The organism is Streptomyces sp. NPDC047974, from assembly GCF_040653375.1.
Classification (GTDB): domain Bacteria; phylum Actinomycetota; class Actinomycetes; order Streptomycetales; family Streptomycetaceae; genus Streptomyces.
The window spans coordinates 53,260-77,995 of the sequence record NZ_JBEZNU010000025.1 but is presented as its reverse complement, the minus strand read 5'-3'; the positions used below and the strand labels follow the sequence as shown (position 1 = coordinate 77,995).

25 protein-coding genes are annotated in these 24,736 nt (G+C 73.8%); 13 read left to right on the top strand and 12 right to left on the bottom strand.

Going from position 1 to position 24,736, the window contains the following annotated elements; genetic code table 11:
- Nucleotides 1-46: 46 nt before the first annotated feature.
- From AB0E19_RS29350 to AB0E19_RS29340, 3 genes are read right to left on the bottom strand one after another with little or no spacing between them, the layout of a single operon-like run.
- Entirely contained in the window at nucleotides 47-295 is a 249-nt protein-coding gene (locus tag AB0E19_RS29350) for an SCO4226 family nickel-binding protein (RefSeq protein ID WP_362185210.1), read from the bottom strand.
- Between the two features lie 32 nt (nucleotides 296-327).
- A complete protein-coding gene (locus AB0E19_RS29345) occupies nucleotides 328-990 on the bottom strand; it encodes a pyridoxal 5'-phosphate synthase (RefSeq protein ID WP_362185209.1) in 663 nt (220 codons plus the stop codon).
- A 60-nt stretch (nucleotides 991-1,050) separates the two neighbouring features.
- Nucleotides 1,051-2,244 carry an acetyl-CoA acetyltransferase gene (locus AB0E19_RS29340; RefSeq protein ID WP_362185208.1) on the bottom strand — a complete coding sequence of 398 codons (1,194 nt, stop codon included), beginning with the start codon at nucleotides 2,242-2,244 and terminating at the stop codon, nucleotides 1,051-1,053.
- A gap of 104 nt (nucleotides 2,245-2,348) precedes the next feature.
- Between AB0E19_RS29340 and AB0E19_RS29335 the strand changes: the two genes are divergently transcribed.
- Both AB0E19_RS29335 and AB0E19_RS29330 read left to right on the top strand, forming a co-directional pair.
- The gene (locus AB0E19_RS29335; RefSeq protein ID WP_362185207.1) at nucleotides 2,349-3,449 is read left to right on the top strand and encodes an acyl-CoA dehydrogenase family protein; all 1,101 of its coding nucleotides are present in this window, start codon (nucleotides 2,349-2,351) and stop codon (nucleotides 3,447-3,449) included.
- Nucleotides 3,449-3,934, top strand: coding sequence for a nitroreductase/quinone reductase family protein (locus AB0E19_RS29330; RefSeq protein ID WP_362185206.1), 486 nt, complete (start codon nucleotides 3,449-3,451; stop codon nucleotides 3,932-3,934). Before AB0E19_RS29335 ends, AB0E19_RS29330 begins: the two co-directional genes overlap by 1 nt.
- Nucleotides 3,935-4,090: 156 nt before the next feature.
- Here the strand turns inward: AB0E19_RS29330 and AB0E19_RS29325 are convergent, their stop codons facing one another.
- Nucleotides 4,091-4,738 (bottom strand): TetR family transcriptional regulator, encoded by a 648-nt coding sequence (locus AB0E19_RS29325; protein ID WP_360609491.1) that lies wholly within the window; start codon nucleotides 4,736-4,738, stop codon nucleotides 4,091-4,093.
- Between the two features lie 187 nt (nucleotides 4,739-4,925).
- Here AB0E19_RS29325 and AB0E19_RS29320 point away from each other — a divergent pair, with 187 nt between their 5' ends.
- Both AB0E19_RS29320 and AB0E19_RS29315 read left to right on the top strand, forming a co-directional pair.
- A complete protein-coding gene (locus AB0E19_RS29320; protein WP_362185205.1) occupies nucleotides 4,926-5,816 on the top strand; it encodes a VOC family protein in 891 nt (296 codons plus the stop codon).
- A 125-nt stretch (nucleotides 5,817-5,941) separates the two neighbouring features.
- Entirely contained in the window at nucleotides 5,942-8,305 is a 2,364-nt protein-coding gene (locus AB0E19_RS29315; protein ID WP_362185204.1) for a PQQ-binding-like beta-propeller repeat protein, read from the top strand.
- Between the two features lie 45 nt (nucleotides 8,306-8,350).
- Here AB0E19_RS29315 and AB0E19_RS29310 read toward each other — a convergent pair whose 3' ends face one another.
- The gene (locus AB0E19_RS29310) at nucleotides 8,351-8,998 is read right to left on the bottom strand and encodes a hypothetical protein (protein WP_362185203.1); all 648 of its coding nucleotides are present in this window, start codon (nucleotides 8,996-8,998) and stop codon (nucleotides 8,351-8,353) included.
- Between the two features lie 131 nt (nucleotides 8,999-9,129).
- On the opposite strand from AB0E19_RS29310, the gene AB0E19_RS29305 reads away from it, so the two are divergent.
- Nucleotides 9,130-9,771, top strand: coding sequence for a hypothetical protein (locus AB0E19_RS29305; RefSeq protein ID WP_362185202.1), 642 nt, complete (start codon nucleotides 9,130-9,132; stop codon nucleotides 9,769-9,771).
- Here AB0E19_RS29305 and AB0E19_RS29300 read toward each other — a convergent pair.
- Genes AB0E19_RS29300 through AB0E19_RS29290 form a run of 3 tightly spaced genes read right to left on the bottom strand, consistent with a single transcriptional unit; the run spans nucleotide 9,737 to nucleotide 12,088 of the window.
- Nucleotides 9,737-10,513 (bottom strand): enoyl-CoA hydratase/isomerase family protein, encoded by a 777-nt coding sequence (locus tag AB0E19_RS29300; RefSeq protein WP_362185201.1) that lies wholly within the window; start codon nucleotides 10,511-10,513, stop codon nucleotides 9,737-9,739. The genes AB0E19_RS29305 and AB0E19_RS29300 overlap by 35 nt on opposite strands.
- Nucleotides 10,510-10,941: an OB-fold domain-containing protein gene (locus AB0E19_RS29295; protein ID WP_362185200.1), complete on the bottom strand. Its 432-nt coding sequence runs from the start codon at nucleotides 10,939-10,941 to the stop codon at nucleotides 10,510-10,512. Before AB0E19_RS29295 ends, AB0E19_RS29300 begins: the two co-directional genes overlap by 4 nt.
- Before the next feature lie 4 nt (nucleotides 10,942-10,945).
- The gene (locus tag AB0E19_RS29290; protein ID WP_362185199.1) at nucleotides 10,946-12,088 is read right to left on the bottom strand and encodes a lipid-transfer protein; all 1,143 of its coding nucleotides are present in this window, start codon (nucleotides 12,086-12,088) and stop codon (nucleotides 10,946-10,948) included.
- Nucleotides 12,089-12,189: 101 nt separating this feature from the next.
- Here AB0E19_RS29290 and AB0E19_RS29285 point away from each other — a divergent pair, with 101 nt between their 5' ends.
- The 4 genes from AB0E19_RS29285 (at nucleotide 12,190) to AB0E19_RS29270 (ending at nucleotide 15,808) form a co-directional block, all read left to right on the top strand.
- Nucleotides 12,190-13,740, top strand: a complete 1,551-nt coding sequence (locus AB0E19_RS29285) for a FadD3 family acyl-CoA ligase (protein WP_362185252.1) — start codon at nucleotides 12,190-12,192, stop codon at nucleotides 13,738-13,740.
- A gap of 137 nt (nucleotides 13,741-13,877) precedes the next feature.
- A complete protein-coding gene (locus tag AB0E19_RS29280; RefSeq protein ID WP_362185198.1) occupies nucleotides 13,878-14,558 on the top strand; it encodes a hypothetical protein in 681 nt (226 codons plus the stop codon).
- 177 nt (nucleotides 14,559-14,735) lie between these two features.
- Nucleotides 14,736-15,275, top strand: coding sequence for a matrixin family metalloprotease (locus AB0E19_RS29275; protein ID WP_362185197.1), 540 nt, complete (start codon nucleotides 14,736-14,738; stop codon nucleotides 15,273-15,275).
- Nucleotides 15,276-15,277: 2 nt separating this feature from the next.
- The gene (locus tag AB0E19_RS29270) at nucleotides 15,278-15,808 is read left to right on the top strand and encodes a hypothetical protein (protein ID WP_362185196.1); all 531 of its coding nucleotides are present in this window, start codon (nucleotides 15,278-15,280) and stop codon (nucleotides 15,806-15,808) included.
- A gap of 262 nt (nucleotides 15,809-16,070) precedes the next feature.
- Here the strand turns inward: AB0E19_RS29270 and AB0E19_RS29265 are convergent, their stop codons facing one another.
- Together AB0E19_RS29265 and AB0E19_RS29260 are read right to left on the bottom strand one after the other, a co-directional pair.
- Nucleotides 16,071-16,280, bottom strand: coding sequence for a hypothetical protein (locus AB0E19_RS29265; protein ID WP_362185195.1), 210 nt, complete (start codon nucleotides 16,278-16,280; stop codon nucleotides 16,071-16,073).
- Between the two features lie 216 nt (nucleotides 16,281-16,496).
- Nucleotides 16,497-19,532, bottom strand: a complete 3,036-nt coding sequence (locus tag AB0E19_RS29260; protein WP_362185194.1) for a BTAD domain-containing putative transcriptional regulator — start codon at nucleotides 19,530-19,532, stop codon at nucleotides 16,497-16,499.
- A 154-nt stretch (nucleotides 19,533-19,686) separates the two neighbouring features.
- Between AB0E19_RS29260 and AB0E19_RS29255 the strand changes: the two genes are divergently transcribed.
- Nucleotides 19,687-20,913, top strand: a complete 1,227-nt coding sequence (locus AB0E19_RS29255; protein ID WP_362185193.1) for an amidohydrolase family protein — start codon at nucleotides 19,687-19,689, stop codon at nucleotides 20,911-20,913.
- Between the two features lie 43 nt (nucleotides 20,914-20,956).
- On the opposite strand, the gene AB0E19_RS29250 is transcribed toward AB0E19_RS29255, so the two are convergent.
- Both AB0E19_RS29250 and AB0E19_RS29245 read right to left on the bottom strand, forming a co-directional pair.
- Nucleotides 20,957-21,370, bottom strand: a complete 414-nt coding sequence (locus AB0E19_RS29250) for a PIN domain-containing protein (RefSeq protein WP_362185192.1) — start codon at nucleotides 21,368-21,370, stop codon at nucleotides 20,957-20,959.
- A complete protein-coding gene (locus AB0E19_RS29245) occupies nucleotides 21,367-21,588 on the bottom strand; it encodes a type II toxin-antitoxin system VapB family antitoxin (protein ID WP_030495222.1) in 222 nt (73 codons plus the stop codon). The genes AB0E19_RS29250 and AB0E19_RS29245 overlap by 4 nt, the downstream gene beginning before the upstream one ends.
- A gap of 156 nt (nucleotides 21,589-21,744) precedes the next feature.
- Here AB0E19_RS29245 and AB0E19_RS29240 point away from each other — a divergent pair, with 156 nt between their 5' ends.
- The 3 genes from AB0E19_RS29240 to AB0E19_RS29230 all read left to right on the top strand — a co-directional run bounded on the left by AB0E19_RS29240 (nucleotide 21,745) and on the right by AB0E19_RS29230 (nucleotide 24,650).
- Nucleotides 21,745-22,662: a TIGR03619 family F420-dependent LLM class oxidoreductase gene (locus tag AB0E19_RS29240; RefSeq protein WP_362185191.1), complete on the top strand. Its 918-nt coding sequence runs from the start codon at nucleotides 21,745-21,747 to the stop codon at nucleotides 22,660-22,662.
- 11 nt (nucleotides 22,663-22,673) lie between these two features.
- Entirely contained in the window at nucleotides 22,674-23,435 is a 762-nt protein-coding gene (locus AB0E19_RS29235; RefSeq protein ID WP_362185190.1) for an SDR family NAD(P)-dependent oxidoreductase, read from the top strand.
- 90 nt (nucleotides 23,436-23,525) lie between these two features.
- A complete protein-coding gene (locus AB0E19_RS29230; RefSeq protein ID WP_362185189.1) occupies nucleotides 23,526-24,650 on the top strand; it encodes an LLM class flavin-dependent oxidoreductase in 1,125 nt (374 codons plus the stop codon).
- Nucleotides 24,651-24,736 lie beyond the last annotated feature (86 nt).

The window sequence follows — 24,736 nt, the reverse complement described above, 5'->3', positions numbered from 1 at the left end:
CCGTCCCGGGGGCGCCCCAGGCCGTCCCTTCCGGGTCATGCCCGGCTCACACCGTCAGGGGCACCTCGTGGATCTCGTCGGCCGCGTGGCCGGTCCGCTGGTGGATCCGCTGCACGGCGTCGGCGGAGGGGCCCGTCGACAGGCAGTAGACGGTGCCGGACCGGGGGTCCGCCCACGCCTTCTGGAAGTGGACCCCTTCCTCCTTCTCGATGGCGAGGTCGGCGCGGTGGGCTTCGAGGAGCTGGTCCTCCGTGATCCCGACCATGCCGCGGTGCACGTCCATGTAGGTGGCCATGGTTCTCACACCTCCCTTTCCATGGTGCGCCCTCAGGGCCAGAGCAGCTCCTTGGCCCAGCCGGAGGGGGTGTCCGGGGTGCGGCGGTAGCGGAGCCGGAGGTGGCGGCGGCGGGCGTCGCCCTGGAAGAACTCGACCTCGGCGGGTTCGACGACGTACAGGGTCCAGGTGGGGGCGTCGGCGTCCGGCTCGGCCTCGGCGCGGCGCCAGGCCGCGTCGCTCGCCGCGGCGAGGGTCTCGGGGGAGTCGAGGGGTTCGCTCTGGCGGCCGGTGAGGGCGGCGGCGAGGGCTCCGGTGGTGCGGGCGTGCAGGTCCGCGTACGCCTCCTCGCGGCTCGCGGTGGCGACGCGGCCCCGGACGCGGACCTGGCGGGCCCGCACCGGCCAGTAGAAGCCCAGCGCGGCCTCCGGGTTGGCGGCCAGCTGCCGGCCCTTCGCGCTGGTCGCGTGCGAGGCGAAGTGCCAGCCGCGGTCGTCGGCGTCGTGGAGCATCACGGTGCGGACGTCGGGGCGGCCGTCCGCGCCGGCCGTCGCGAGGGAGGGCGTGTGCGGTTCGCTCTGGCCGGCGGCGACGGCGTCGAGGAACCAGGAGTGGAAGAGGGCGAGGGGGTCGGCGGGGGCGGTGCCCGGGTCGAACGCGGGCAGCTCGCCGTCCCAGACCCGCAGCGAACGCAGCGCGTGATGGAAGTCGCTCATGCGCCGAGCGTAAGCCGCGCCCGGGTCGAACCCGGGCCCGCGACGGTGCGGTGGGTCCGGTCAGGAGCGGGCCAGGATCATCGTCGCGGCGGAGCAGAACCAGCCGCCGGTGGCGGAGGCGAGGGCGAGTTCGGGGAGGGAGCCGTCGGCGCGGCGGACCTGGAGGCCGGGGGCCTCGCCCCGGAGCTGGCGGACGGCCTCGACGAGGAGGAAGAGGCCCCGCATGCCGGGGTGGCAGGCCGAGAGGCCGCCGCCGTCGGTGTTGACGGGGACCGCCGTCTTGTCCGTGAGGTACGCCCCGCCCTCCCCCTTCGCGCAGAAGCCCAGGTCCTCCAGGGTCACCAGCGTCATGTACGTGAAGGCGTCGTAGACCTCGGCGACGTCGATGTCCGCGGGCGTCACCCCGGCCCGCTCGAAGGCGAGGCGGCCGCTGACCGCCGCCGGCGAGACCGTGAAGTCCGCCCACTCGGACATCGTCGTGTGCGAGACGTGTTCCCCGGTGCCGAGGATCCAGACGGGCGGCTTCGCCAGGTCCCGCGCGTACTCCTCGGCCACGAGCAGCACCGCGCACCCCCCGTCGCTGCGGATGCAGCAGTGGAGCTTGGTGAAGGGGTCGGCGATCATCGGGCCGTCGAGGACCTCGTCGACGGTGATCGGGGTGCGGAACATCGCCTCGGGGTTCAGCGCCGCGTTCGCCCGCGCCCGGACCGCGACCTCGGCGAGCTGCTCCAGGGTGGTGCCGTACTCGTGCATGTGGCGGCGCGCGGCCATCGCGTACTTGGCGACGAGGGTGTGGCCGTACGGCGCCTCGAACTGGAGCGGCCCGCGGGCGCCGAAGGAGAGGTCGGAGGTGCGGCGCCGGGCCTTGATGTCGGCGCGCGCGGTGGAGCCGTACACGAGCAGGACCGCCTTGGCGTGCCCCGCGGCGATCGCGTCGGCGGCGTGGGCGGCCATGACCTCCCAGGTGGCGCCGCCGACCGTGGTGGAGTCCACCCAGGTGGGGCGCAGGCCCAGATACTCGGCGACCTCCACGGGAGCGAGCGTGCCGAGCCCGGCGGAGGCGAGGCCGTCGACGAGCGAGCGGTCGAGGCCGCTGTCGGCGAGGGCGCGCCGGGCGGCCTGGGCGTGGAGCGCGTAGGGGGTGGCCTCGTCGACCCGGCCGCAGTCGGAGAGCGCGACGCCGGCGACGGCGACCCGGCGCCGGCCGGGGCGGGCGGTACGCGGGGAGGCGGTGGCGGTTGCGTGGGCGGTCATGAATCTGACGGTACATCAGATATCTGCGATCCGGGCCCCGTCGGTATGGCAACCCACCTTCCCCGGGCCTAGCATGACGCACCGTCAGATACGGAGGGAGTCCCATGGAGACCGCCACCGAGGAACAGCGGGAGATCCGCCGCGCCCTGCGGGACCTGCTCGACCGGTACGCCCGCCCCACCCCCGCCCCCACCCCCGAGGGGTACGACCCCGCCCTCTGGGCCCGCATGTCCGGCGAACTCGGGCTCGCCCGCCTCGCCCTCCCCGAACTCGCCCTCGCCTGCGAGGAGACCGGCCGCGCCCTCGCCCCCTCCCCGCTGCTCGCCACCACCGTCCTCACCGCCCCCCTCGTCGCCGCCCTCGGCACCCCCGCCCAGCGCGCCGACCTCCTGCCGAGGATCGCCGCCGGCGAGCTCACCTGCGCGCTCGCCGCCCCCGGCGGCTCCCTCGCCCACGCCCTCGGCCTCACCGGCGACAACACCACCGGCGCCTGGTCCGGCGACGGCCGGGCCGGCGGCGTCCAGGCCCGCCCCGCGCCCGACGGCGACGGCTGGCTCCTCTACGGCGAGGCCGCCCAGGTCCTCGACGGCCACAGCGCCGGCCTCCTGCTCGTCGCCGCCCACACCGGCGGCTTCGCCCGCAGCCGTACGCTCCTCTACCTGGTCCGCACGCGGGACGCCGGCACCGGGCTCGTCCGCACCCGGCACGCCGGACTCGACCCCACCCGCGCCCCGGCCACCGTCCAGCTCCGCGACGTCCCGGCCGAGCTCCTCGGCGAGGACCCCGCCGACCCCGCCGACATCACCCGCGCCCTCGCCACCGCGGGCCGCACCGCCGCCGTCCTCCTCGCCGCCGAGGCCACCGGAGCCGCCCGGGGCGCCCTGGAAGGCGCCCTCGGCCGCGTCACCGCCGGCGAACGGCACCGCCTCGCCGACCTCCACGTCCAGGTCGAGGCCGCCCGCACCCTGACCTACTGCGCCGCCCGCGAGCCGGGACCCGGCCCCGAGAGCGGGCCCCTCGCCCTCGCCCAGGCCCTCGACGTCCTCCGCGACGCCGCCGGGGAAGCCGTGCCGCCGCACGACGCCGACCGCTACGGCCGCCGCGCCACCGCCGACGCGCTCCTCTTCGGCCCCGCCGGACGCCTCCGGGCCCGCGCGGCGGAACGCACCGGCCTCCTCGGCCCCACCGGAGAGGCGGCCGCCTGATGCCCAGAGGAACGAGACTCGGCGTCGGACTCGTCCAGAAGGTCTCCTCGACCCGGACCTTCGCGCGGATCGCACCCCGCGTCATCCCCGCCCTCGACAAGGCCGTGCACCGGCTCAGCGGGGGGAAGACCCTGCTCAGCACCCGGATGCTGCCCGGCGTGGTGCTCACCGCCACCGGCGCGAGGAGCGGGCAGCGGCGGACCACCCCGCTCGCCTGCATGCCGGAGCCCGAGCGGGGGACCTGGCTGCTCATCGGCTCCAACTTCGGCCGCCCCGGACACCCCGCCTGGACGGCCAACCTGCTCGCCCACCCGGACGCGGAGATCAGCTGGAAGGGCGAGGCGATCCCCGTACGGGCCGAGCGGCTGACGGGGGAGGAGCGGGCGGCGGCCTGGAAGGCGGCCCTCGCCTTCTGGCCCCCGTACGCCTCCTACCAGGCCCGGATCGAGCGCGAGATCCGGCTCTTCCGGCTCACCCGGAGGTGATCCCGCCCGGGACGGCGGGCCGGGCGCTGCTCGCGCTCGCCGCCGGCCCGTACACACGACGACGCCGACGGCGGCCTTGCCCCTCGCGGGGGCGGTGACCGACGTCGGCGTCGACGACAGGACGGGTGAAGGAAGGGCTCCGGTACGGCCCCCGGCCTATCTGACCGGCTTCTTGCCCGTGATGCCCAGGTGCACCAACAGGGCGAGGTTCGGCTTGAGTTCGGCCTGCTTCACACCCCAGGTGGTGAAGCCCTTCTGGTGGCCGGCGACCGAGGCCAGCATCGCCACGAGCGAGCCGGCCATGGCGGCCGCGCTGACCTCCTTGTCGACCTTGCCCTTGGCCTGGAGCTCCTTCACCGCGTCCGTCAGGGAGTTGGTGACCGAGTTCAGGATCTTCATGCGGATCTTGTAGAAGCGCTTGTCGCCCTCCGCGGCGCCGAGGTCCACGACCCGCAGGATCGCGTCGTGCTTCCGCCAGAAGTCGAGGAAGCCGTCGACGAGTTCCTCGGAGGTCTGCCAGGCGGCCTTGCCGATCCAGGAGCGGCCGGAGACCAGTTCCGTCAACCCGGCGCCCTCCTTCGCCATTTCCTCCGCGATCTCCAGGACGGCGCCTTCGACGTCCGGGAAGTACTGATAGAACGTCGCGGGTGAAGTACCCGCCTTCCGGGCCACGTCGATGACCTTGACGTCCCGGTACGGCGAGGAGCTGAGCATCTCACCGAGGCAGTCGAGCAGCTTCTGCCGCGTCGCCTGGCCGCGTCGTCCGGCCACGCGGCCGTCGACGGTGCGTACTTGTCCTGTCATGCCGTCAGCTTACCGAGGGGCGATCAGCGCGCGATTCGGCCGACTGCAAATGGGGTGCACCCCGTTCTCCGAGGTCGGCGGGGGTCTCCTCGGCGCGTCGTGCGAAGGGATCGCGCCAGGTGCCCGCCCCGCCCCGGACGGCGCACACCGGAGGGCGCCCCCGTCCCCGCCGCCCTAGCGTGGGGCCATGGCCGTATACACGGAAGGCACCCCCTGCTGGGTGGACGCGCAGCTCCCCGACCTGGAGGCGGGCAAGCGCTTCTACGGCGAGCTGTTCGGCTGGACCTTCGACGACGACCGCGACGAGGCCCTCCTCGACGGCCGCCGGGTCGCCGGACTCCTCCCCAAGCGGGACGGCCGCATGCCCACCACCTGGACCGTCTACCTCGCCACCAAGGACGCCGGCACCGTCGCCGCCCGGGTGAAGGCCGCCGGCGGGCAGATGGTCATGGAGCCGTACCCCGTCGGCCCCTTCGGCGTCCTCGCCCTCGCCGCCGACCCCGGCGGCGCCGTCCTCGGCCTGCGCCAGTCCGGCGACGACGACGGCTTCGAGGTCACCAACGAACCCGGCTCGTTCTGCTGGATGGAGGTGTACACCCGCCGCCCCGGCCCCGTGGACACCTTCTACGCCTCCGTCTTCGGCTGGCTCGGCCGCCAGGCCGACCCCGCGGAGGAGGGCAAGGAGCCCGGCTTCGACTACCGCGTCTGGTCCCCGCCCGGCTCCCGCCCCGGCGACGACACCGCCTTCGGCGGCCGGGCCGTCATCACCGACGCCTTCCCCGCCGAGATGCCCGGCCACGTCCTCGTCTACTTCGCCGTCCGCGACTGCGACGAGGCCTGCGCCACCACCGTCCGCCTCGGCGGCCGGATCGCCGAACCCCCCGTCGACACCCCCTACGGCCGCATCGCCGTCCTCCACGACAACCAGGGCGCCCGCTTCGCCGTCCTCGCCGAACCCCTCCCCGCCGACCCCCTCCTCGCCCCCGGCGAACCCGCCGCCCTCTCCACCGACACCACCCCGCTCGGCACCCCCGCCCCCACCCCGTCCACCCTCTCGGAGCCCCCCGCCGCACCGTGAGCGATCCGCTCGATATGACCTGTGACACCCCGATCCGCCCCCGGGTTCGCAACCGGGGCCTCGGACAGGAAGAATCAGGGCCCGGGGCCGTATCGTCGTGGCCCGTACGGGGAGGTGGCAGGCAAGTGGAACAGCTGACGCAGCACGACCCGAGACGCATCGGGCCGTTCGAGGTGCTGGGCCGGCTCGGCGCGGGCGGTATGGGTCTGGTCTATCTCGCGCGTTCGGCGTCCGGCCGGCGCGTGGCGATCAAGACCGTGCGCACCGAGCTCGCGGAGGACCAGCTGTTCCGGGTGCGGTTCACCCGTGAGGTGGAGGCCGCCCGGGCGGTGTCCGGCTTCTACACGGCCGCCGTGGTCGACGCCGACCCGCGGGCCGCCGTGCCGTGGCTGGCGACCGCGTACGTCCCGGCGCCCTCGCTGGAAGAGATAGTGAACGAGTGCGGGCCGCTCCCGGCCCAGGCCGTCCGCTGGCTCGCCGCGGGCGTCGCCGAGGCGCTGCAGTCCATCCACGGCGCGGGGCTCGTCCACCGCGACCTCAAGCCGTCCAACGTGCTCGTCGTCGAGGACGGGCCCCGGGTGATCGACTTCGGCATCGCGTCCGGCGTCTCCAACACACGGCTGACGATGACCAACGTCGCCGTGGGCACCCCCGCCTACATGTCGCCCGAGCAGGCCCGCGACTCGCGCAGCGTCACCGGCGCCAGCGACGTCTTCTCGCTCGGCTCCATGCTCGTCTTCGCCGCCACCGGGCACGCGCCCTTCCACGGCGCCAACCCGGTCGAGACCGTCTTCATGCTGCTGCGCGAGGGCCCCGACCTGGAGGGCCTGCCGGACGAGCTGCGGCCGCTCATTGAGGCGTGCATGCAGATGGACGTGGCCCAGCGCCCCACCCCGGCCGACCTCCAGGCCATGCTCGCCCCGCACCTCTTCGGCCCGGGCAGCGACGACAGCGGCACCGCCTCCGCGTGGCTGCCCGAGTCCGCCGTCACCATGATCGAGACCCGGCGCGGCGGCCGCACGACCCCGCCGCCGCCGGTCTCCCCGCCGCCGATGCCGCCGCGCCCGCCCGCCCCGTACGAGGGCGGCGACCCGCGCTCGCCCGAGCCCGCCCACGCGGGCGGCCGGCACGCGGGCCCCGCGGCGGAGTCCGGCGGTCCGGTGCGGCTCGGCGGTGCCACCGTGCCGATCGGGCCCGGCCCCCGGGTCGCCGACACCCGGGCGGCGCTCCGCCTCGGCCAGGCCGCCGACCCGCACGCCACCGGCTGGGTCCGTCCGCCGGGCGGCGAGGCCGCGCCGGGCGCCACGCCCGCGCCCGTACCGCAGCAGGCGGCGCAGCCCGAGCCGGGGCCCTGGCGGCCGTGGCGCTTCCGCATGTCGAACGACGTGTGGGGGACGCCGGTCGTCGACGGCGACCTGCTCTACGTGACCTCCTTCGAGGTGCACGCCCTGGACACCGGCTCCGGCCGGCGCCAGTTCAAGACCCGGGACGTCGCCTGGTCGATGGCGGTGGCCCAGGGCCGCATCCACGCCTCCGACGGGCCGACCCTGTACGCGCTCGACGCCACCGACGGCGGCGAGCGCTGGCGGCTGCGCACCGACGCCTGGGTGTACTCCCTCAAGGTCGACCGGGGCACCGTCGTCACCGGCACCCGGGGCGGCGGCGCGCAGGGCTGGGAGGCGTCCAACGGCGCCAAGCTGTGGGAGGTCACCGGCTGCCAGACGGACTTCGAGACCCCGGAGGCCGGTCCGGCGATCCACGGCGACACCGTGTACGTGTGGCAGGACGCCCGGCTGAAGGCCCTCGACGCCCGGACGGGCACCGAGCGCTGGTCGTACCCGATCGGCGACGCCGCCTCCTGCGGGCACGTGCCGGTCCGGGTCGCCCCGGCCGAGGACGGCTGCGTGTACGTCTCCGCCGGCACCCGCGTCCTGTCGATCGACATCGCCGCCGGGCACGTCCGCTGGCACTTCGAGGCGCCCGCCGTCTTCCTCTCCCCGCCGGCCTTCGCGCCCGGCCCGGCCGTCACCGGCGGCGGCGTCTACCTCGCCGACCACCTCGGCACGGTGTACGCCCTCGACGCCACCACCGGCCAGGACCGCTGGCGGATCGCCACCGAGCAGCGCCAGTCGTCCGAGCCGGTGCTCGTCGCGGACGGCAACGTGCACGTGGGCAGCGGCAGCGCGCTCTACACCCTGGACGCGGTCACCGGCACGCCCCGGTGGCGGTTCGCGGCCGGTGCCGAGCTGGTCGGCACGCCCGTCGTCGCCGACGGCCGGGTCCACTTCGGCTCCGCCGACCACGTCCTCTACACCCTGGACGCGACCGGCGGACAGCTCCGCTGGAAGCTCGCCACCGGCGGCGAGATCACCGGCTCGCCGGTGGCCAAGGGCGGGGTGGTGTACGCGTGCAGCAAGGACCGGTGCGTGTACGCGCTCGACGCGGCGAAGGGCACGGCGACGGCCGGCCGGGGCGCGGCGGCCCGCTAGGCCGTTTCCTCCGGATCGAGCCCGGCATGATCCGGAAGAGACGGCCTAGGCCCTCGGGCCGCCGTCCGCCGGGCGGCCGTCCGGGTCGCGCGGCGGCTCGGCGGGGACGTCGAAGCGGCCGGGGGCGGCGTACGGCATGGACCGGGTCTCGCTGCCGTACGGCTCCCAGGTCCCCCGGTCCGTCGCCTCGTCCCCGGTTCCGTACGGCTCCGGCGGCGGGCCCTCGTCGAGCGTCGGGTGGGTGTGCGGCCGTGCCGCGGCCGGCTCCAGGCGGTGGTGCTTCGGGCGGCCGGACATGACGAGCGCGCCGAGCAGGAGCAGCAGCCCGCCGCCGACGGCGTTCGCGACGCCGTCGCCGAGGCCGCGGCCGTCCCCGGAGATCACCAGGCTGCCCTCGGCCTGCCCGACCCGCACCATCCACAGGACCGTGAAGCCGAGGACGATCACCCCGGCGGCCGCGACGAGCAGCCGGGAGCGCAGCACCACTCCGAGCAGGGTGACGAGGGCGGCGAAGGCGAACGGCAGCAGGATCGAGCCGATGACCCCGGAGTCGGAGCCGGTGATGCCGGTGAAGAGGTCCCCGATCGCGTAGTCGCTGCCGTGACGGCCGTCGTACCAGGCACGGAAGGGGCTCCAGACGGCGGCCGTCGCTCCGGCGAGGGCCAGGACCGAGCCGACGATGTTGCGGATCATCGATCGGCCTCCTCGGGGGCTGCGCGGTCCGGCTCTCTCGCTCCCGACGCTACGCCCGGTCCCGGGGGCCCGCCATGCGGGATCCGGGGCCCCGCTAGGGTGTGGCGCGCACACGACGGACGGACGGGGAGATGGTGACGGTGGTACGGACCCGGCTGAAGATGGCGGCGACGCTGACGGTGGTGGTGCTGGCGCTGACCGGCTTCCAGACGAGCAGCAGCGGCGGCGGCAAGGGCGGCAGCGGCAAGAGCAAGTCGAAGAGCAGCGGCGGGGGCGGCTGCTCCAGCGACAAGAAGGACAACGACGACTACGAGGGCTCCGGATCCGGCTCCGGCTCGGGTTCCAGCGGCTACGACAGCAGCAGCAGCAGCGCCGGCGGCGGCAGCGAGTACACCGCCGAGCCGACGGCCACGGCCACGTACGGCCCGGGTGTCGACGTGCTCGTCGTCGACTGCGTGAAGCCCGAGCAGAAGAAGCGCAAGGGCAAGCCCGCCCGCAAGGCCGACACCACGGCGACGCTCCGGATCGTCAACGAGGGGCTGTACAGCACCACCGAGACCTACCGGGTGACCCTGGAGTTCAGGAGCGGCACCGGTTCGGTCGTGGACACGGCGGAGACGGTCGTGACGGTGGAGGGCGGGCAGCGGAAGGACTTCGAGGTGAAGATGGCGAAGCCCCGCCTCGTCGACAAGGTCAAGAAGTGCGTGATCCGCGAGGCGGTCGAGACGGGCGCGACGCCTACCGCGTCCGGTACCCCGTCCCCCGCCTCCTGAACAGCTCCGCCTGCCGGTCCGCCGGCAGGTTGCCGAGCGTCACCAGGTGCGGGGCCTGGGCGAGGGCCTGGGACCTGACGGCCTCCTTGGCGGACCAGAGGGCGCGGACCGTGCCCTGGACGGCCCCGGTGGGGTAGGAGGCGATGACGGCCGCCGCCTCCCGCGCGGCGGCCGCCGCCCCGCCGGGCTCCGTCACCTCGCTGACCAGCCCCGTCTCGTAGGCCCGCCGCGCGGAGATCCGTTCGGCGGAGCCCATGAGGGCCATCCGGGCGATCTCCCCGAACGGCATCCGCTGCGCCATGTGGATGGTCTCGAAGGCGCTGACCATGCCGTAGGTGGTGTGCGGGTCGAAGAAGGCCGCCGTCTCGCCGGCGATCAGGAACTCGGCCTCGCCGAGCAGGTAGAAGGCGCCCCCGCAGGCCATCCCCTCCACCGCGGCGATCACCGGTTTCCACAGGTCGTTGGCCTTGGGGCCGATGGTGAGCAGCGGGTCGTCGAGGGTGTACGGGGACGAGGGCTGCGGCACCCGGCCGGCGTCGTCGCGGTCGATGCCGGTGCAGAAGGCCCGGCCGCCGGCGCCGGTGAGGACGACCGCCCGGATCTCGTCGTCGTACCGGAACTCCCGCCAGACGGCGGCGAGTTCGTCCGCCATGGCGAGGGTGATGGCGTTGAGCCGCTCGGGCCGGTCGAGGGTGACGACCGCGACGCCGGTCGCCTTGTCCCGCTCCAGGGAGATCGTCATCCGCGTTCCAGGAGCCAGCGGGGGACGGCGAGCCCGTCGATCCGGGTGAAGGCGACGCGGACGGGGGCGCCGATGCGGAGCCGGGCCGGGTCGACCGAGTTCAGGGGCGCGTCGGGGGCGGCGACGACGTTGCCGGCGAGGCGGATGCGGGGCGCGTCGGCGAGTTCGACGAGGACCGCGTTGTAGGGGGCCTGCTCGGCGTAGTCGGGGAGGAGCGGCGGGTGCGGGAGCACGTACGACCAGATCCGGCCGCGCCCGGACATCAGCCGCCACTCGGCGGCGAACGACTGGCAGTGCGGGCAGCAGGGGCGGGGCGGGAAGCGGAGTTCTCCGCAGTCCTTCCCGGCGCAGGCCTGGACGCGGAGTTCGCCGCGGGCGGCGTACTCCCAGAAGGGAGCGCCGTCCTCGTCGACGACAGGGGTCAGCATCGGTTCAGCTCCTGAGGAGTAGGGCGGACGTGGGGACGCCCTCGCCGGCGGTGACGAGGCAGGTGGCGGCGGACGGGACCTGGGCGGTGGAGGTGCCGCGGAGCTGCTTCACGCCCTCGGTGATGAGGTTGAAGCCGTGGACGTACGCCTCGGAGAGGCCGCCGCCGCCGGTGTTGAGGGGGAGCCGGCCGCCGAGTTCGAGGGCGCCGCCCTCGGTGAAGGCGGCGCCCTCGCCGCGGCCGCAGAAGCCGTAGCCCTCCAGGGAGAGCGGGACGAGCGGGGTGAAGGCGTCGTAGATCTGGGCGACGTCCACGTCGTCCGGGCCGAAGTCGGCGTGCTTCCACAGGTGGCGGGCGGCGGTCCAGGCGGGGCCGGTGAGCGGGTCGTCGTTCCAGTAGTTGACCATGCCGTGGTGCTGGGCGGGCAGGCCCTGGGCGGCGGCGTGGACGTAGACGGGCGTGCGGCGGCAGTCGCGGGCGCGTTCGGCGGAGACGACGACGCAGGCCAGCGCGCCGTCGGTCTCCAGGCAGTTGTCGAAGAGGCAGAGGGGTTCGCTGATCCAGCGGGAGGTCATGTACATCTCGCGGGTCAGCGGGCGTTCGTACATGATCGCGTCGGGGTTCTGGTTGGCGCGGTTGCGGCAGGCGAGGGCGACGTTGAAGAGGTGGTCGCGGGTGGCGCCGTACTCGTGCATGTAGCGGCGGGCGAGCATGCCGATCTCGTCGGCGGGGCGGAGCAGCCCGTGGGGGCGGGTCCACTGGCCGGGGGTGGGGAGCTGGACGGCGGTGTTCTTCCAGGGGCGGGGGCCGGAGCCGCGCTTCCTGGACCGCCAGGCGACGCCGACGCTCGCCTGGCCGGTGGCGACGGCGGCGGCGAGGTGGCCGACGGTGGCGCAGGAGCCGCCGCCGCCGTAGCCGACCTTGGAGAAGAAGGTGACGTCGCCGGCGCCGATGGCCTTGGCGACCTCGACCTCGTCGGTCTCCTCCATCGTGTACGAGGCGAAGGCGTCGACCTCGGACGGGGCGATGCCGGCGTCGTCGAGGGCGGCGAGGATCGCCCGGCAGGCGAGGGTCTTCTCGGTCTCGGGGAGGTGTTTCGCGAAGGCCGTCTGGCCGATCCCGACGATGGCTGTGGCGTCCTTGAGCACCGGACCTCCTTCTGGGGCAGCACTGCTGACAGCGCGTCAGGCTACAACTAATCTGACGGATAGTCAGCTACGGGTGGGCTACCGGGAGGTTGGGTATGGACGTGCGCGGCGACCTGGAGTGGGGCACGATCCCGGGACTCGTCCGGTCGGCGGGGGAGCGGTACGGCGAACGGGAGGCCGTCGTCGACGGCCGCACCCGGATCACGTACGCCGGACTCGCCGCCCGCGTCGAGCGGTCCGCCGCCGCCTGCCTCGCCACCGGGATACGCGCCGGGGACCGGGTCGCGGTCTGGGCGCCCAACAGCCTCGACTGGATCGTCGCCGCGCTCGGCGCGGTCACCGCCGGCGCCGTCCTCGTCCCCCTCAACACCCGCTTCAAGGGCACCGAGGCCGCCGACGTCCTCGCCCGCTCCCGCGCCCGCCTCCTCTTCGTCACCGGCACCTTCCTCGGCACCTCGTACGTCGCCTCGCTGCGCCGCGCCGGGGTGCCGCTGCCGGACCTGGAGCGGGTCGTCGTCCTCGGCGACACCGCGCCCGACGAGGCCGAGTGGACCACCTGGAAGGCCTTCCTCGCCGAGGGCGACCGGGTCCCGGCGGAGCGCGTGCGGGCCCGTGCCGACGCCATCGCCCCGGACGGTCCCTCCGACATCGTCTACACCTCCGGTACCACCGGCCGCCCCAAGGGCGCCGTCATCAGCCACGCCCAGACCCTGCGCTGCTACGCGGAGTGGGCCGGCCTCGCGGGCCTGGCGGAGGGCGACCGGTACCTGGTCGTGAACCCCTTCTTCCACACCTTCGGCTACAAGGCGGGCGTCCTCGCCTGTCTGATGCGCGGGGCGGTGATCGTGCCGCAGCCCGTCTTCACCGTCGACACCGTCCTCGCCAACATCGCCGCCGAACGGATCAGCGTGCTGCCCGGACCGCCCACCCTCCACCAGTCGCTCCTCGACCACCCGGCCCGCACCGCCCACGACCTGAGCAGCCTCCGCCTCGTCGTCACCGGCGCGGCCGTCGTCCCGCTGCTGCTCGTCGAACGCCTCCGCGCCGAACTGGGCGTCGGCACGGTCCTCACCGCGTACGGCCTCTCCGAGGCGAGCGGCCTGGTCACCATGTGCCACCGCGACGACCCGGACGAGACCGTCGCCACCACCTCGGGCCGCCCCGTCGCCGGCGTCGAGGTCCGCCTCTCCGACGCGGGCGAGGTCCTGGTCAGGGGCCACAACGTGATGCGCGGCTACTTCGAGGACGAGGCGGCGACGGCCGCCGCGATCGACCCCGACGGCTGGCTGCGCACCGGCGACATCGGCGTCCTCGACGAGGCGGGCAACCTCCGGATCACCGACCGGCTCAAGGACATGTTCATCGTCGGCGGCTTCAACGCCTACCCCGCCGAGATCGAGCAACTCCTGGGCCTGCACCCGGACATCGCCGACGTCGCCGTCATCGGTGTCCCGGACGCCCGCCTGGGGGAGGTCGGCAAGGCCTTCGCGGTGCGGCGCCCGGGCGCGCGGGTCACCGCCGACGACCTGATCGCCTGGTCGCGGCGCGAGATGGCCAACTACAAGGTGCCGAGGCAGGTCGAGTTCGTGGCGGAACTGCCGAGGAACGCGAGCGGGAAGGTGGTCAAGGGGGAGCTGCGGACGCGGGGTTGAGGCGAGGGGAGCGTTATCCGGAGGATTGGAATCCTTTTATAGAAAGCCCTCCGCGGCCGCAACCGGTCCGCCGCGTGTACACGTCATAGAGGCGCGCACTCCCCGTCCCCGTCCCCGTCCGATCCGAGGAGCAGCAGGTGTCCACCCAGGAGATCCCCCTCACCCTCACCCCGAACCAGGCCGCCACCGGAGTCGTCATCCCGGTCACCCTGCCGACCGGCCCCACCCAGCTCCACGTCCCGCCCTGCCGCCACGGCGACCTCGTCCCGGTCCGGCTCGCCGGCGGCACCGTCCTCCTCCGCATCACCGTCGCCGGAGGCCAGGCCCCGCAGCGGCGCAGGTCCGGCGTCGCCGGCTGCCTCGTCCCCCTCCTCGTCATCGGCGCGATCGTCGGAGGCTCGTACCTCCTCAACGCCAACGACGAGAAGGACACGCCCGACGCCCGGCCCACCATCCCCACCTTCTCGATCTCGCCCTTCCCCAGCCTGGACCTCCCCACCCCGGGCGCCGACCCCACCGCCGACCCCACCCCCACCGAGGAGGAGCCCGACCCGTACGACAAGGGCACCTGCCTCAACGGCACCCTCCCGAACTCGGAGACCGCCCAGTCCGTCAGCGGCGTCGAAGAGGTCTCCTGCTCGGCCTCGGACGCCCACTACAAGGTCATCCAGACCTTCCCCATGACCTCCGACATGGACCGGTGCAACGCCAACCCCAAGACGGAGTACGCCTTCTCCCACCGCTACACCATGAACGGCACCACCATCAGCGAGTACGTCTACTGCCTCGTCGGCCTGGGGTCGTACGCCCGCAACTAGGCCGTCTCCTCCGCCTCGACGCGGCCCGCACCCGATCCTCGGGCGGGGCGCGTCCGGTGGCACGCTTCCCGGCGGGCGCTCGCCCGTCCGGATGACACCCGGCCCATCCGCCCTTCCCGGCTCCGGACCTGCGGATACGCTCCGAGACCCGGTCCCGGATCGCGCGAGGAGCCCCTGATGCAGGCAGCCGGTCCCGTCGTGGCCGCCGCCGTCCTGGCGGTCGCCCACCTCCTCAGCCCGCACGCCGCCCGCGCCGAGGCCGGTCCCGCGCCGTGCGTCGCGGGGGAGTCCGAGACCCGCGGGGACTCCAGCGTGGACGGCAAGGAGCTCCGCTGGGAGGACGACAGCAAGTACAACGACGCGCTGACCTGGGCCCACCGGGCCTGGTCGCTCGGCCTGGTGAAGATCGCCCCCGACGACGCCGGAAGCGTCAACGACCTGGAATGGCGCGACTACTCCAAGGCCGACGGACACGGGGGCTACTGGCAGGGCAAGCCCGGCGTCGACTACGTCTACCTGAACTCGTACTACATGGACGGCCGGTACAAGGACCGCAGCTCTCGCCGGCACATCGCCGTCCATGAGCTCGGCCACGCCCTCGGCCTGTGCCACAAGCCGGACACCTGGGCCTCGGTGATGTGGACGAAGGTCCCCGACAACCCGCCGACGGCGCCCACGGACCGCGACGAGGCGAACTACCGCAAGCTCTGGAAGTGACCATGAACCGACCCCGGATCGCCGGCCTCGCCCTCGCCGGGACGCTCGTCCTCGGCGCCACCGCCTGGGCCGCGACGGAAGCCCTCACCGCCCGTACGGCCCCCGTGCACGCCCTCTGCCTCCCCGACCTCTCCCGCGACGAGTACGTGCCGGCCGCGATGACCCACCTCGCCTACGCCGCCGTCGAATCGGCCGTCGGCTACGACCCGGACGCCGACGGCGGCCCCGGCGGCATCCAGCGCGTCCGCCTCCGCGTCCTGCGCCCCCTCAAGGGCGAGGTCCCCGCCTCCCTCACCCTCGGCCAGGGCGTCGGCCGCGACCCTCAGGGCCGCTACACGAGCCACGACCCCCAGTACCCCGTCCTCGTTCCCGGCCGCACCTACGTCGTCGGCTACACCCAGGACCCCGCCTACGGCGACGGCTACGCCCGCTACGCCAAACAGGAACCCGACTCGGCCCTCGCCCGCTGGACGGCCCACGTCTCCGGCGGCGCGATCGCCCCGCCGGCGGAGGGCTGCGCCGAGGGGGCGTGAACGCGGGCGGCCGGTCGAGCGCCGGCATCGACGGGGCCGCACTCGACGCACGGAGCAAAGACAGGAGGGGCCGGGCGTGTGCCCGGCCCCTCCTGTGCGGTGGCCTGTCGCGTCGCGCGCGGTCGCTGCCCTGACGGATCCCCCCTGGCTCCGCCCGGCCGTCCCCCGGACCGCGCGCTCCCCCGTCGACCGGCCCCCTGTGGAGGGCACCGGCAACTCCCCCGAAGTCGCCGCCGGTGCCGTCATCCCCGTGGGGAGTGGCTTACTTGGCCGGGGCGGCGTTGCCCTCGCCGACGACCTTCTCCGTGATGGCGTCGACGGCCGGCTCGGAGGTGGCGTGCATGTCCTTGGTGGTGATGTCCGCCTCGGCCGAACCCGTGATCTTCTCGGTGATGGCGTCGACGGCCGGCGTCGAAGTGGCGTGCATGTCGAGGGGCTTGATGATCGGGTCCTGCTTCAGCGGGTCGGTCATGCTCGTCAACTCCTGCGTCTGGAATAAGAAGAGAGGAGAAGATCCGGCCGACCCTTCCCCCATGGAAAACCAGCCGGATCTCCGGGCCGACCACCCTAACCCCCGGGTCGTCGGCCTTGTCACCGGGCCGCCCGTCCCCCGACGAGGCGGCCTGTTCTGAGAACCAGCATGCCGGGTGGCGATAAACGAACGATGAACGTGCTGGCGGCGTGCGGTCTAGGCGGCCGCGGCCGGTTCCAGCAGCGCGCGGACCTGGGCCGCCTCCGGGGACTCGAGGGCGTCGAAGACGCCCAGGGCCTCGTGCCAGCACGCCTGCGCCCGGCCGCTCTGGCCGAGGAGGTAGAGGGCGCGTCCGAGGACGGTGAGCACGTTGGCCCGCCGCCACTCGCCCCCGATGCCCCGGAGCACGGTGAGCGCCATCTCGGCGTTGGACGCCGCCTGGGGGTACCGGCGGGCGGCGAGGTCCACCTCGGAGAGGCGGAACAGCGTCATGCCCTCCCAGAGCCGCTGCCTGCTGTCGGCGAAGACGGCCAGGGCCTCCTGCAGGCGCTCGCCCGCCGCGGCGAGCTGGTTGTCCTGGGTGAGCGCCAGCCCCAGCGCGTACCTCCCGTTCGCGCCGCGGAGGGCGTGCCCCATGGAGTCGTATATCTCCGTGCCGCGGAGGGCCAGTTCGATCGCGCTCGACGTCCGCCCCATGGCCAGGTGGATACGGGACAGGTTGCAGAGGGCGCTCGCCTCGCCGGGGTCGTCGCCGATCTCCCGGAACCTCTCGATGGCCTCGGTCAGGTGCTGCTCGCCCTCCGCGAAGCGGTTCTGGTAGAGCGCGATGATGCCCCGGGCGTTGGCGGACCAGCACGCCGGAACCGGATCGCCTGCCTTCTCCGCGCAGGGCAGCGCGAGCTCGGCGTCGCGGTCCGCCTCCTGGAAGCGGCCCGCCGTGTGGTGGACCCCCGCCAGGACCATGAGGGCGCGCCCTTCGGCCTTGTCGTCCCCGAAGGCGCGGGCGGCGTCCCGGGCGACGGCGCCCGTCGCCTCGAACTCCTTCGCGTTGGCTCCGGATTCGCCGAGGTCCAGGGACGCCCACAGCAGGTCCACCGCGCGGCGGAGGGTCGAGGGGGTGGTGGCGGAGTGGCGGACGCAGGCGAGGAGGCAGTGGGATTCGGCGTAGAGCCAGTCCTGGGCCTGGTGGCGGTCGGTGAAGGTGAGGCCTTCGTACTCGGTCGGTTCCAGGTGGTCGACCAGGCGGTCGCCGGGGCGTTCGATGGCGTACACCCGGGCCGCCGTCGAGAGGTAGAAGTCGAGGAGGCGGGAGAGGGCCGCGGCCTTCTCCGTCGGGGGGTGCTCGTCGCGGTCGGCGCAGGCGCGGGCGTAGAGGCGGACCAGGTCGTGGTAGCGGTAGCGGCCGGGGGCGGCGGACTCCAGGAGGGAGGTGTCCACCAGGGCCTCCAGGAGGTCCTCGGTGTCCCAGAGCGGGAGGTCGAGGACGGCCGCCGCCGCCGCGAGGGAGATGTCGGGGCCGTCCGCCAGGCCCAGGAGGCGGAAGGCCCTCGCCTGGGCCGGTTCGAGCTGGCCGTAGCCCAGTTCGAAGGTGGCCTTGACGGCGAGGTCGCCGGCCTGGAGTTCGTCGAGGCGGCGGCGCTCGTCCGCGAGCTTCGCGGCCAGGACCGAGACCGTCCAGGTGCGCCGCGCCGCCAGGCGCGAGGCGGCGATGCGGATCGCGAGGGGGAGGAAGCCGCAGGCCGCGACGACGTCGAGGGCCGCTTCGCGCTCCGCCTGGACGCGTTCGGTGCCGACGATGCGGGTGAAGAGCTGCAGCGCCTCCTCCGGGGACATCACGTCCAGGTCCACCAGGTGCGCGCCCGCCAGGTCGAGCATCCGGATCCGGCTGGTGACCAGGGCCGCGCAGCCCGCCGTGCCGGGCAGCAGCGGGCGGATCTGGGCGGCGTCCCGGGCGTTGTCCAGGAGGACCAGGACGCGCCGGCCGTCCAGCGTCGAGCGGTAGAGGGCGGCGCGGTCGTCGAGGGAGTCCGGGATGGCCGAGTCCGGGGTGCCGAGCGCGCGGAGGAAGGAGCCGAGGACCGTCTCCGGCGCCGCGGACTGCGCGCCCGCGCCCTGGAGGTCGACGTACAGCTGCCCGTCCGGGAAGTGCGGGCGCGCCTCGTGTGCGACGTGGACGGCGAGCGTGGTCTTGCCGACCCCGCCGATGCCGGCGAGCGCCGAGACCGCCATGACGGAGCCCTCGGCGGTCGCGAGCCGGTCGCCCAGCTCCCGCACGAAGGCGGCGCGGCCGGTGAAGTCGGGGACGGTCGCGGGGAGTTGTGCCGGGCGGGACACCGGCGCCGCCGCCGGGGCCTGCTCCTCGACCGGGCGGGCCAGTTCCGCGTCGCCCTGGAGGATGCGCTGCTGGAGGCGGGAGAGCTCCGGGGTCGGGTCGACGCCGAGCTCGTCGGCGAGGAGGCGACGGGTGTCGGCGTACACGGCGAGTGCCTCGGCCTGCCGGCCGCCGCGGTAGAGCGCGAGCATGAGGAGTTCGCGCAGCCGCTCGCGCAGCGGGTGCGCGGCGGTGAGCGCGGTCAGTTCGGAGACGGCCTCGGCGTGCGCGCCGACCTCCAGGTCGATGTCGAGCCGGGTCTCCAGGAGGGTGAGCCGCCACTCCTCCAGGCGGGTCCGCTGGTTCTCGGCGTACGGCCCCGGGACGGCGGCCAGCACCTCGCCGTCCCACAGGTCGAGCGCCTCCGCGAGCCGGGCCCGCGCGCCGGCCCGGTCGCCGCCCGCCCGCCGCCGCTCGGCCTCGGCGGCGAGCTCCCGCGCCCGGGTGAGGTCCAGCGCGGTCGTCCGCAGCGCGTAGCCGCCGTCCACGCTGACCAGTACCTCGGCGCCGAGCGCCTTGCGCAGCCGGGAGGCGTACGTGCGCAGCGCGGCGAGCGCCTGCGAGGGCGGCTCCTCGCCCCAGAGCGCGTCGATCAGCTCGGCGGCGGTCGCCGTCCGTCCGCCGCGCAGCAGCAGCGCGGCCAGGACCGCCCGCTGCTGCGGCGACCCGGTGGCCAGCGCCTCCTCGTCCCGCCAGGCCCGTACGGGGCCGAGCACGCCGAAGCGCAGAGCGGTCGTGGGGGTGTCCTCGGCCGCGGTGCCCCCGTCGGACCGGCCGGCTCCGCCCGCTTCCGGCCGCTGTCGGGGCACGCCGAGGGCGGCCCCGGCCTCCCGCGTGCGAGGGGCCTGCGCCGGGACGCGCGGCCCTCTGTCCTGACCCATGGCTCCCCCTGCCCTGCCGGTGGTATCGCCCCAGACAGTCTGCCTTGTCCGGAGGGAGCGCGTCAGCATCGGGGCGCCCTTGTGGAGGAGCTGTGACCGGGGCCGGGCGTCACGATAGCTGACGGTTCGTCAGATCGGCGCTACCGTGAGGGGTATGGAGACCCAGGAGACCTTCCCCAGGATCATCTCGGTGGACGACCACACCGTGGAGCCCCCGCACGTCTGGCAGGACCGGCTCCCGTCGCGGTACCGCGACACCGGCCCGCGGATCGTCCGCGCCCCGCTGAAGGAGATGACCTTCCTCGGCGGCAAGTTCGCGCCCGTCATGGGCGCGAAGGGCGACGACGGGCCCATCGGCGACTGGTGGGTCTACGAGGACCTTCACCGGCCCCTCACCCGGCTCGACACGGCCGTCGGCTACGACCGGGACGAGATACGGCTCGAAGTGATCACGTACGAGCAGATGCGTCCGGGTTCGTTCTCCGTGCCGGACCGGCTCGCCGACATGGACGTCAACCACGTCCAGTCCGCGCTCTGCTTCCCGACCTTCCCGCGCTTCTGCGGCCAGACCTTCACCGAGGCGTCCGACCGGGAGCTCGGGCTGCTCTGCGTGCGCGCCTACAACGACTGGATGGTCGAGGAGTGGTGCGGGCCCGAGGCGCGCGGGCGGCTGATCCCGCTCACCCTCGTCCCGCTCTGGGACCCGGAGCTGGCCGCCGCCGAGGTGCGGCGGAACGCCGCCCGGGGCGTCCGGGCCGTCGCCTTCTCCGAGATCCCGCCGCACCTGGGGCTGCCCTCGGTCCACACCGACCACTGGGACCCCTTCTTCCGGGCCTGCGACGAGACCGGCACGGTCGTCGCGATGCACATCGGCTCGTCCAGCCGGATGCCGTCCACCTCGGCGGACGCGCCGCCGGCGGTCGGCTCCACCATCACCTTCGCCAACTGCTGCTTCTCGATGGTCGACTGGCTGATGAGCGGCAAGTTCGAGCGCTTCCCGAACCTGCGGATCATGTACGCGGAGGGCCAGATCGGCTGGATCCCGTACATCCTGGAGCGGGCGGACGTCGTCTGGGAGGAGAACCGCGCCTGGGGCGGGGTCGCCGACAAGGTCACGCGCCCGCCGTCGGAGCTCTTCGCCGGGCACGTCTTCGGCTGCTTCTTCGACGACGCCTTCGGGCTGCGGAACCTCGACGCGATCGGTGCGGGGAACGTCCTCTACGAGACGGACTACCCGCACTCCGACTCCACCTGGCCGAAGTCCAAGGAGGTGGGGGAGGCGCAGATGGGCCACCTGGCGCCGGATGTCGTCGAGCGGATCGTGCGCGGCAACGCCGTCGACCTGCTGGGGCTGACCCCGGAGGGGCTGTGGCGGCCGTGAGGTGAGGGGCGGGGTCCCTCTCGGACCCCCGCCCCCGTGCCGCCTAGGCCAGGACGCTCCGGACGTTCTGTTCGCTCACGTCAGGCGCGTGGCGGGCGACGGTCCGGTAGTCGTCATCGTCGTGGAGGACGGTCAGGCCGTGGTGGGCCGCGGTGGCCGCGATGATCAGGTCGACGGCCGAGGCGCTCCGGTGCTCCCCGACCCTCGCCATCCGGCGCTGTACGGAGTCGATCCAGCGCCCGGCGTTCTTGGGTACGGCGACGTCGGGGTAGAGCTCGGTGAACATCTCGGCGATCTCGTCGTACTCGCGCCCGGAACGGGCGCTGTGCAGGAACTCGGCGCGCTGCGGGTAGCACGACGCGATCGCCTCGGCGTCGATCGCGTCGTACCAGGCCGACTGGAGTGCCGGGTCGCCGAGCAGCCGGACGAGGCCGGAGGTGTCGAGGAGGTAGATCACCCAGCGTCCTTCTCGGCCCGATGGCGTCGCTCGGCGTCCTCGACCGCTCCCCAGTGGCGAGCCCGCTCGAAGTGGCGCCCGATGCGCGCCGCGCGCTCCTGCCGGTCGGCGTAGAAGCGCAGGGCCAGGTTGACGGCCTCTTTCTTGGTCCGCGCCTTGGACAGGGCCATGGCCCGCTCCAGCGCGTCCTCGTCTATGTCGATCTGAGTGACGGCCATGGCGGGCCCTCCGTCCTGTGGGTCATGTACAAAAAACTATACCTCTTACACATGACGCTCGCCCGGCGACGCGTCGCCCCCCTTGCCTGATGACCCGTCAGCCGCCAGCATGGCCCCGTCACCGTAACTGACGCAGCGTCAGATGAGGGGGTTCCCGTGGTGGTCTACGGCATGCAGCTGCCCGTCCAGTCCCAGTCCGTGATCTACGCCGAGCCCTGGGAGGCCGCCGCCGGGCCGGCCGACCTGCTCGCCGTCGCCCGCGCCGCCGACGCGCACGGCTTCGACTACGTCGCCTGCTGCGACCACGTGGCCATCCCGCGCCGGCTCGCCGCCGGGATGAGCACCGTCTGGTACGACCCCGTCGCCACCCTCTCCTTCCTGGCCGCCGCCACCGAGCGGGTCCGGCTGCTCTCGCACGTCGCCGTCGTCGGGCTGCGGCATCCGCTGGTCACCGCCAAGGCGTACGCGACCGTCGACCACCTCTCCGGCGGCCGCCTGGTCCTCGGGGTGGGCGCCGGGCACGTGCAGGAGGAGTTCGAGGCGGTCGGGGCGGACTTCTCGGGGCGCGGCGGCGTCCTCGACGAGACGCTCGACGCGCTGCGGGCCGCGCTCGGCCCGGAGGAGTACCCGGAGCACCTCGGCGAGCGGTTCGCCTTCAAGGACCTCGGGCAGCGGCCCCGGCCCGCGCAGGAACGCGTCCCGGTCTGGGTCGGCGGCTCCTCCCCCGCGGCGGTGCGCCGCGCCGCGCTCAAGGGCGACGGCTGGCTGCCGCAGGGCGACCCCCGGGACGTGCTCGCCCGCCGGATCGGGCGGATCCGGCGGCTGCGCGAGGAGGCCGGGATCGCGGAGCCCTTCGTCTTCGGCGCGATCGCCGAGCCGCTGTACGTCGGCGCCCCCGGCTGGGAGGTCGGGCGGCGCACGCTCTCCGGCGCGCCGGAGGAGCTGGCGGCCTCGCTCCGGGAGTACGGGGCGATGGGCGTCGGACAGATCCAGGTGCGGTTCCGCAGCCGGAGCCGCAGCGAACTCATCGACCAGATGGCGGCCTTCGGGGCGGAGGTCGCCCCCCTTCTGTAGGGAGTGTGCGCATGGGCAAGCTGGACGGGCGGGTCGTGATCGTCACGGGGGCCGCGCGCGGGCAGGGCGAGCAGGAGGCGCGGCTCTTCGCCGCCGAGGGGGCGAAGGTCGTCCTCGCCGACGTGCTCGACGGGCCGGGGGAGGCCCTGGCCGAGGAGCTGGGGGAGGAGCGGGCCGCCTACGTCCGCCTGGACGTGACCCGCGAGGAGGAGTGGGCGGGTGCGGTGGCCGCCGCGAAGGAGCGGTTCGGGAGGATCGACGGCCTGGTGAACAACGCCGGCGTCCTCCGCTTCAACGAACTGCTCGCCACGCCCCTGGAGGAGTTCCAGGCGATCGTGTCCGTCAACCAGACCGGCTGCTTCCTCGGGATCCGGGCGGTGGCGCCGGAGATCGCGGCGGCCGGCGGCGGCACGATCGTCAACACCGCCTCGTACACGGGCGTGACGGGCATGGCCGGGGTCGGCGCCTACGCGGCCTCCAAGCACGCGGTGCTCGGGCTGACCCGGGTGGCGGCCCTGGAGCTGGCCCCGAAGGGGATCCGGGTGAACGCGGTCTGCCCGGGCGCGATCGACACCGCCATGAGCAACCCGGAGGGGGTGGACCCGGCGGCCACCGGCGAGCTGTACCGCAGGCTCGTGCCGCTCGGCCGGATCGGCCGCCCGGAGGAGGTGGCGGCCCTCGCCCTCTTCCTGACCTCGGAGGACTCCTCGTACGTGACGGGGCAGCCGTTCGTGATCGACGGGGGCTGGCTGGCGGGCGTCTCCCTGTTCTGAGCATCCCTGACGGATCGTCAGGTATTGACACGGCGCAGTGCATCCAAGAATCTGACGACACGTCAGAAACTCACGAGGACGGTGACTTCCGTGGAATTCGGGATCTTCGTACAGGGATACGTCGGCAAGCGCGCCGAGACCGATCCCGAAGCCGAGCACAAGGCCCTCATGGAGGAGACCGAGTACGTCATCCAGGCGGACAAGCACAACTTCAAGTACGCCTGGGCCTCCGAACACCACTTCCTGGAGGAGTACTCGCACCTCTCGGCCAACGACGTCTACCTGGGCTACCTCGCCCACGCCACCGAGCGCATCCACCTCGGCTCCGGCATCTTCAACCCGCTCGCCCAGGTCAACCACCCGGTGAAGGTCGCCGAGAAGGTCGCCATGCTCGACCACCTCTCCGGCGGCCGCTTCGAGTTCGGCTCCGGGCGCGGTGCCGGTTCCCACGAGATCCTCGGCTTCTTCCCGGGCATCACGGACATGAACCACACCAAGGAGATCTGGGAGGAGACCATCGCGGAGTTCCCCAAGATGTGGCTCCAGGAGGAGTACGCGGGCTTCCAGGGCAAGCACTGGTCCCTGCCGCCCCGCAAGGTCCTCCCCAAGCCGTACGGCGCGTCCCACCCCGCCATGTGGTACGCGGCCGGCTCCCCGTCCTCGTACGCCATGGCCGGGAAGATGGGACTCGGGGTGCTCGGCTTCAGCGTCCAGAAGGTCTCCGACATGGAATGGGTCGTCGAGTCCTACAAGAACGCGATCAAGGAGGCCAAGGCGGTCGGGGACTTCGTCAACGACAACGTCATGGTGACCTCCACCGCGATCTGCGCCGAGACCCACGAGAAGGCGGTCGAGATCGCGGTCGGCGGCGGGCTCAACTACCTCCAGTCGCTGCTCTTCCGCTACCACGACACCTTCCCGCGGCCCGAGGGCATCCCCGAGTGGCCCGAACTCCTCCCCGAGTACTCCGCCGAGATCATCGAACTCCTCATCGCCGAGGAGCTGATGATCTGCGGCGACCCGGGCGAGGTGCTCGCCCAGTGCCGGCGCTGGGAGCAGGCCGGCGCCGACCAGCTCTCCTTCGGGCTCCCGATCGGGATCTCGTACGAGGACACGATGAACTCGATCAAGCTGATCGGCGAGCACGTGATCCCCCGGATCGACACCGACCCCGTCCACCGCACGACCCGCTTCCGCCAGGCCTCCGGCGCGTAGCGCCCCCTGCGCGGCGCCCCTGCCCACGACGCGTGGGATCCGAAGCGCGAGGCGTCCGGCTTCCCGGGCCGGTGCCTCGCCACCCG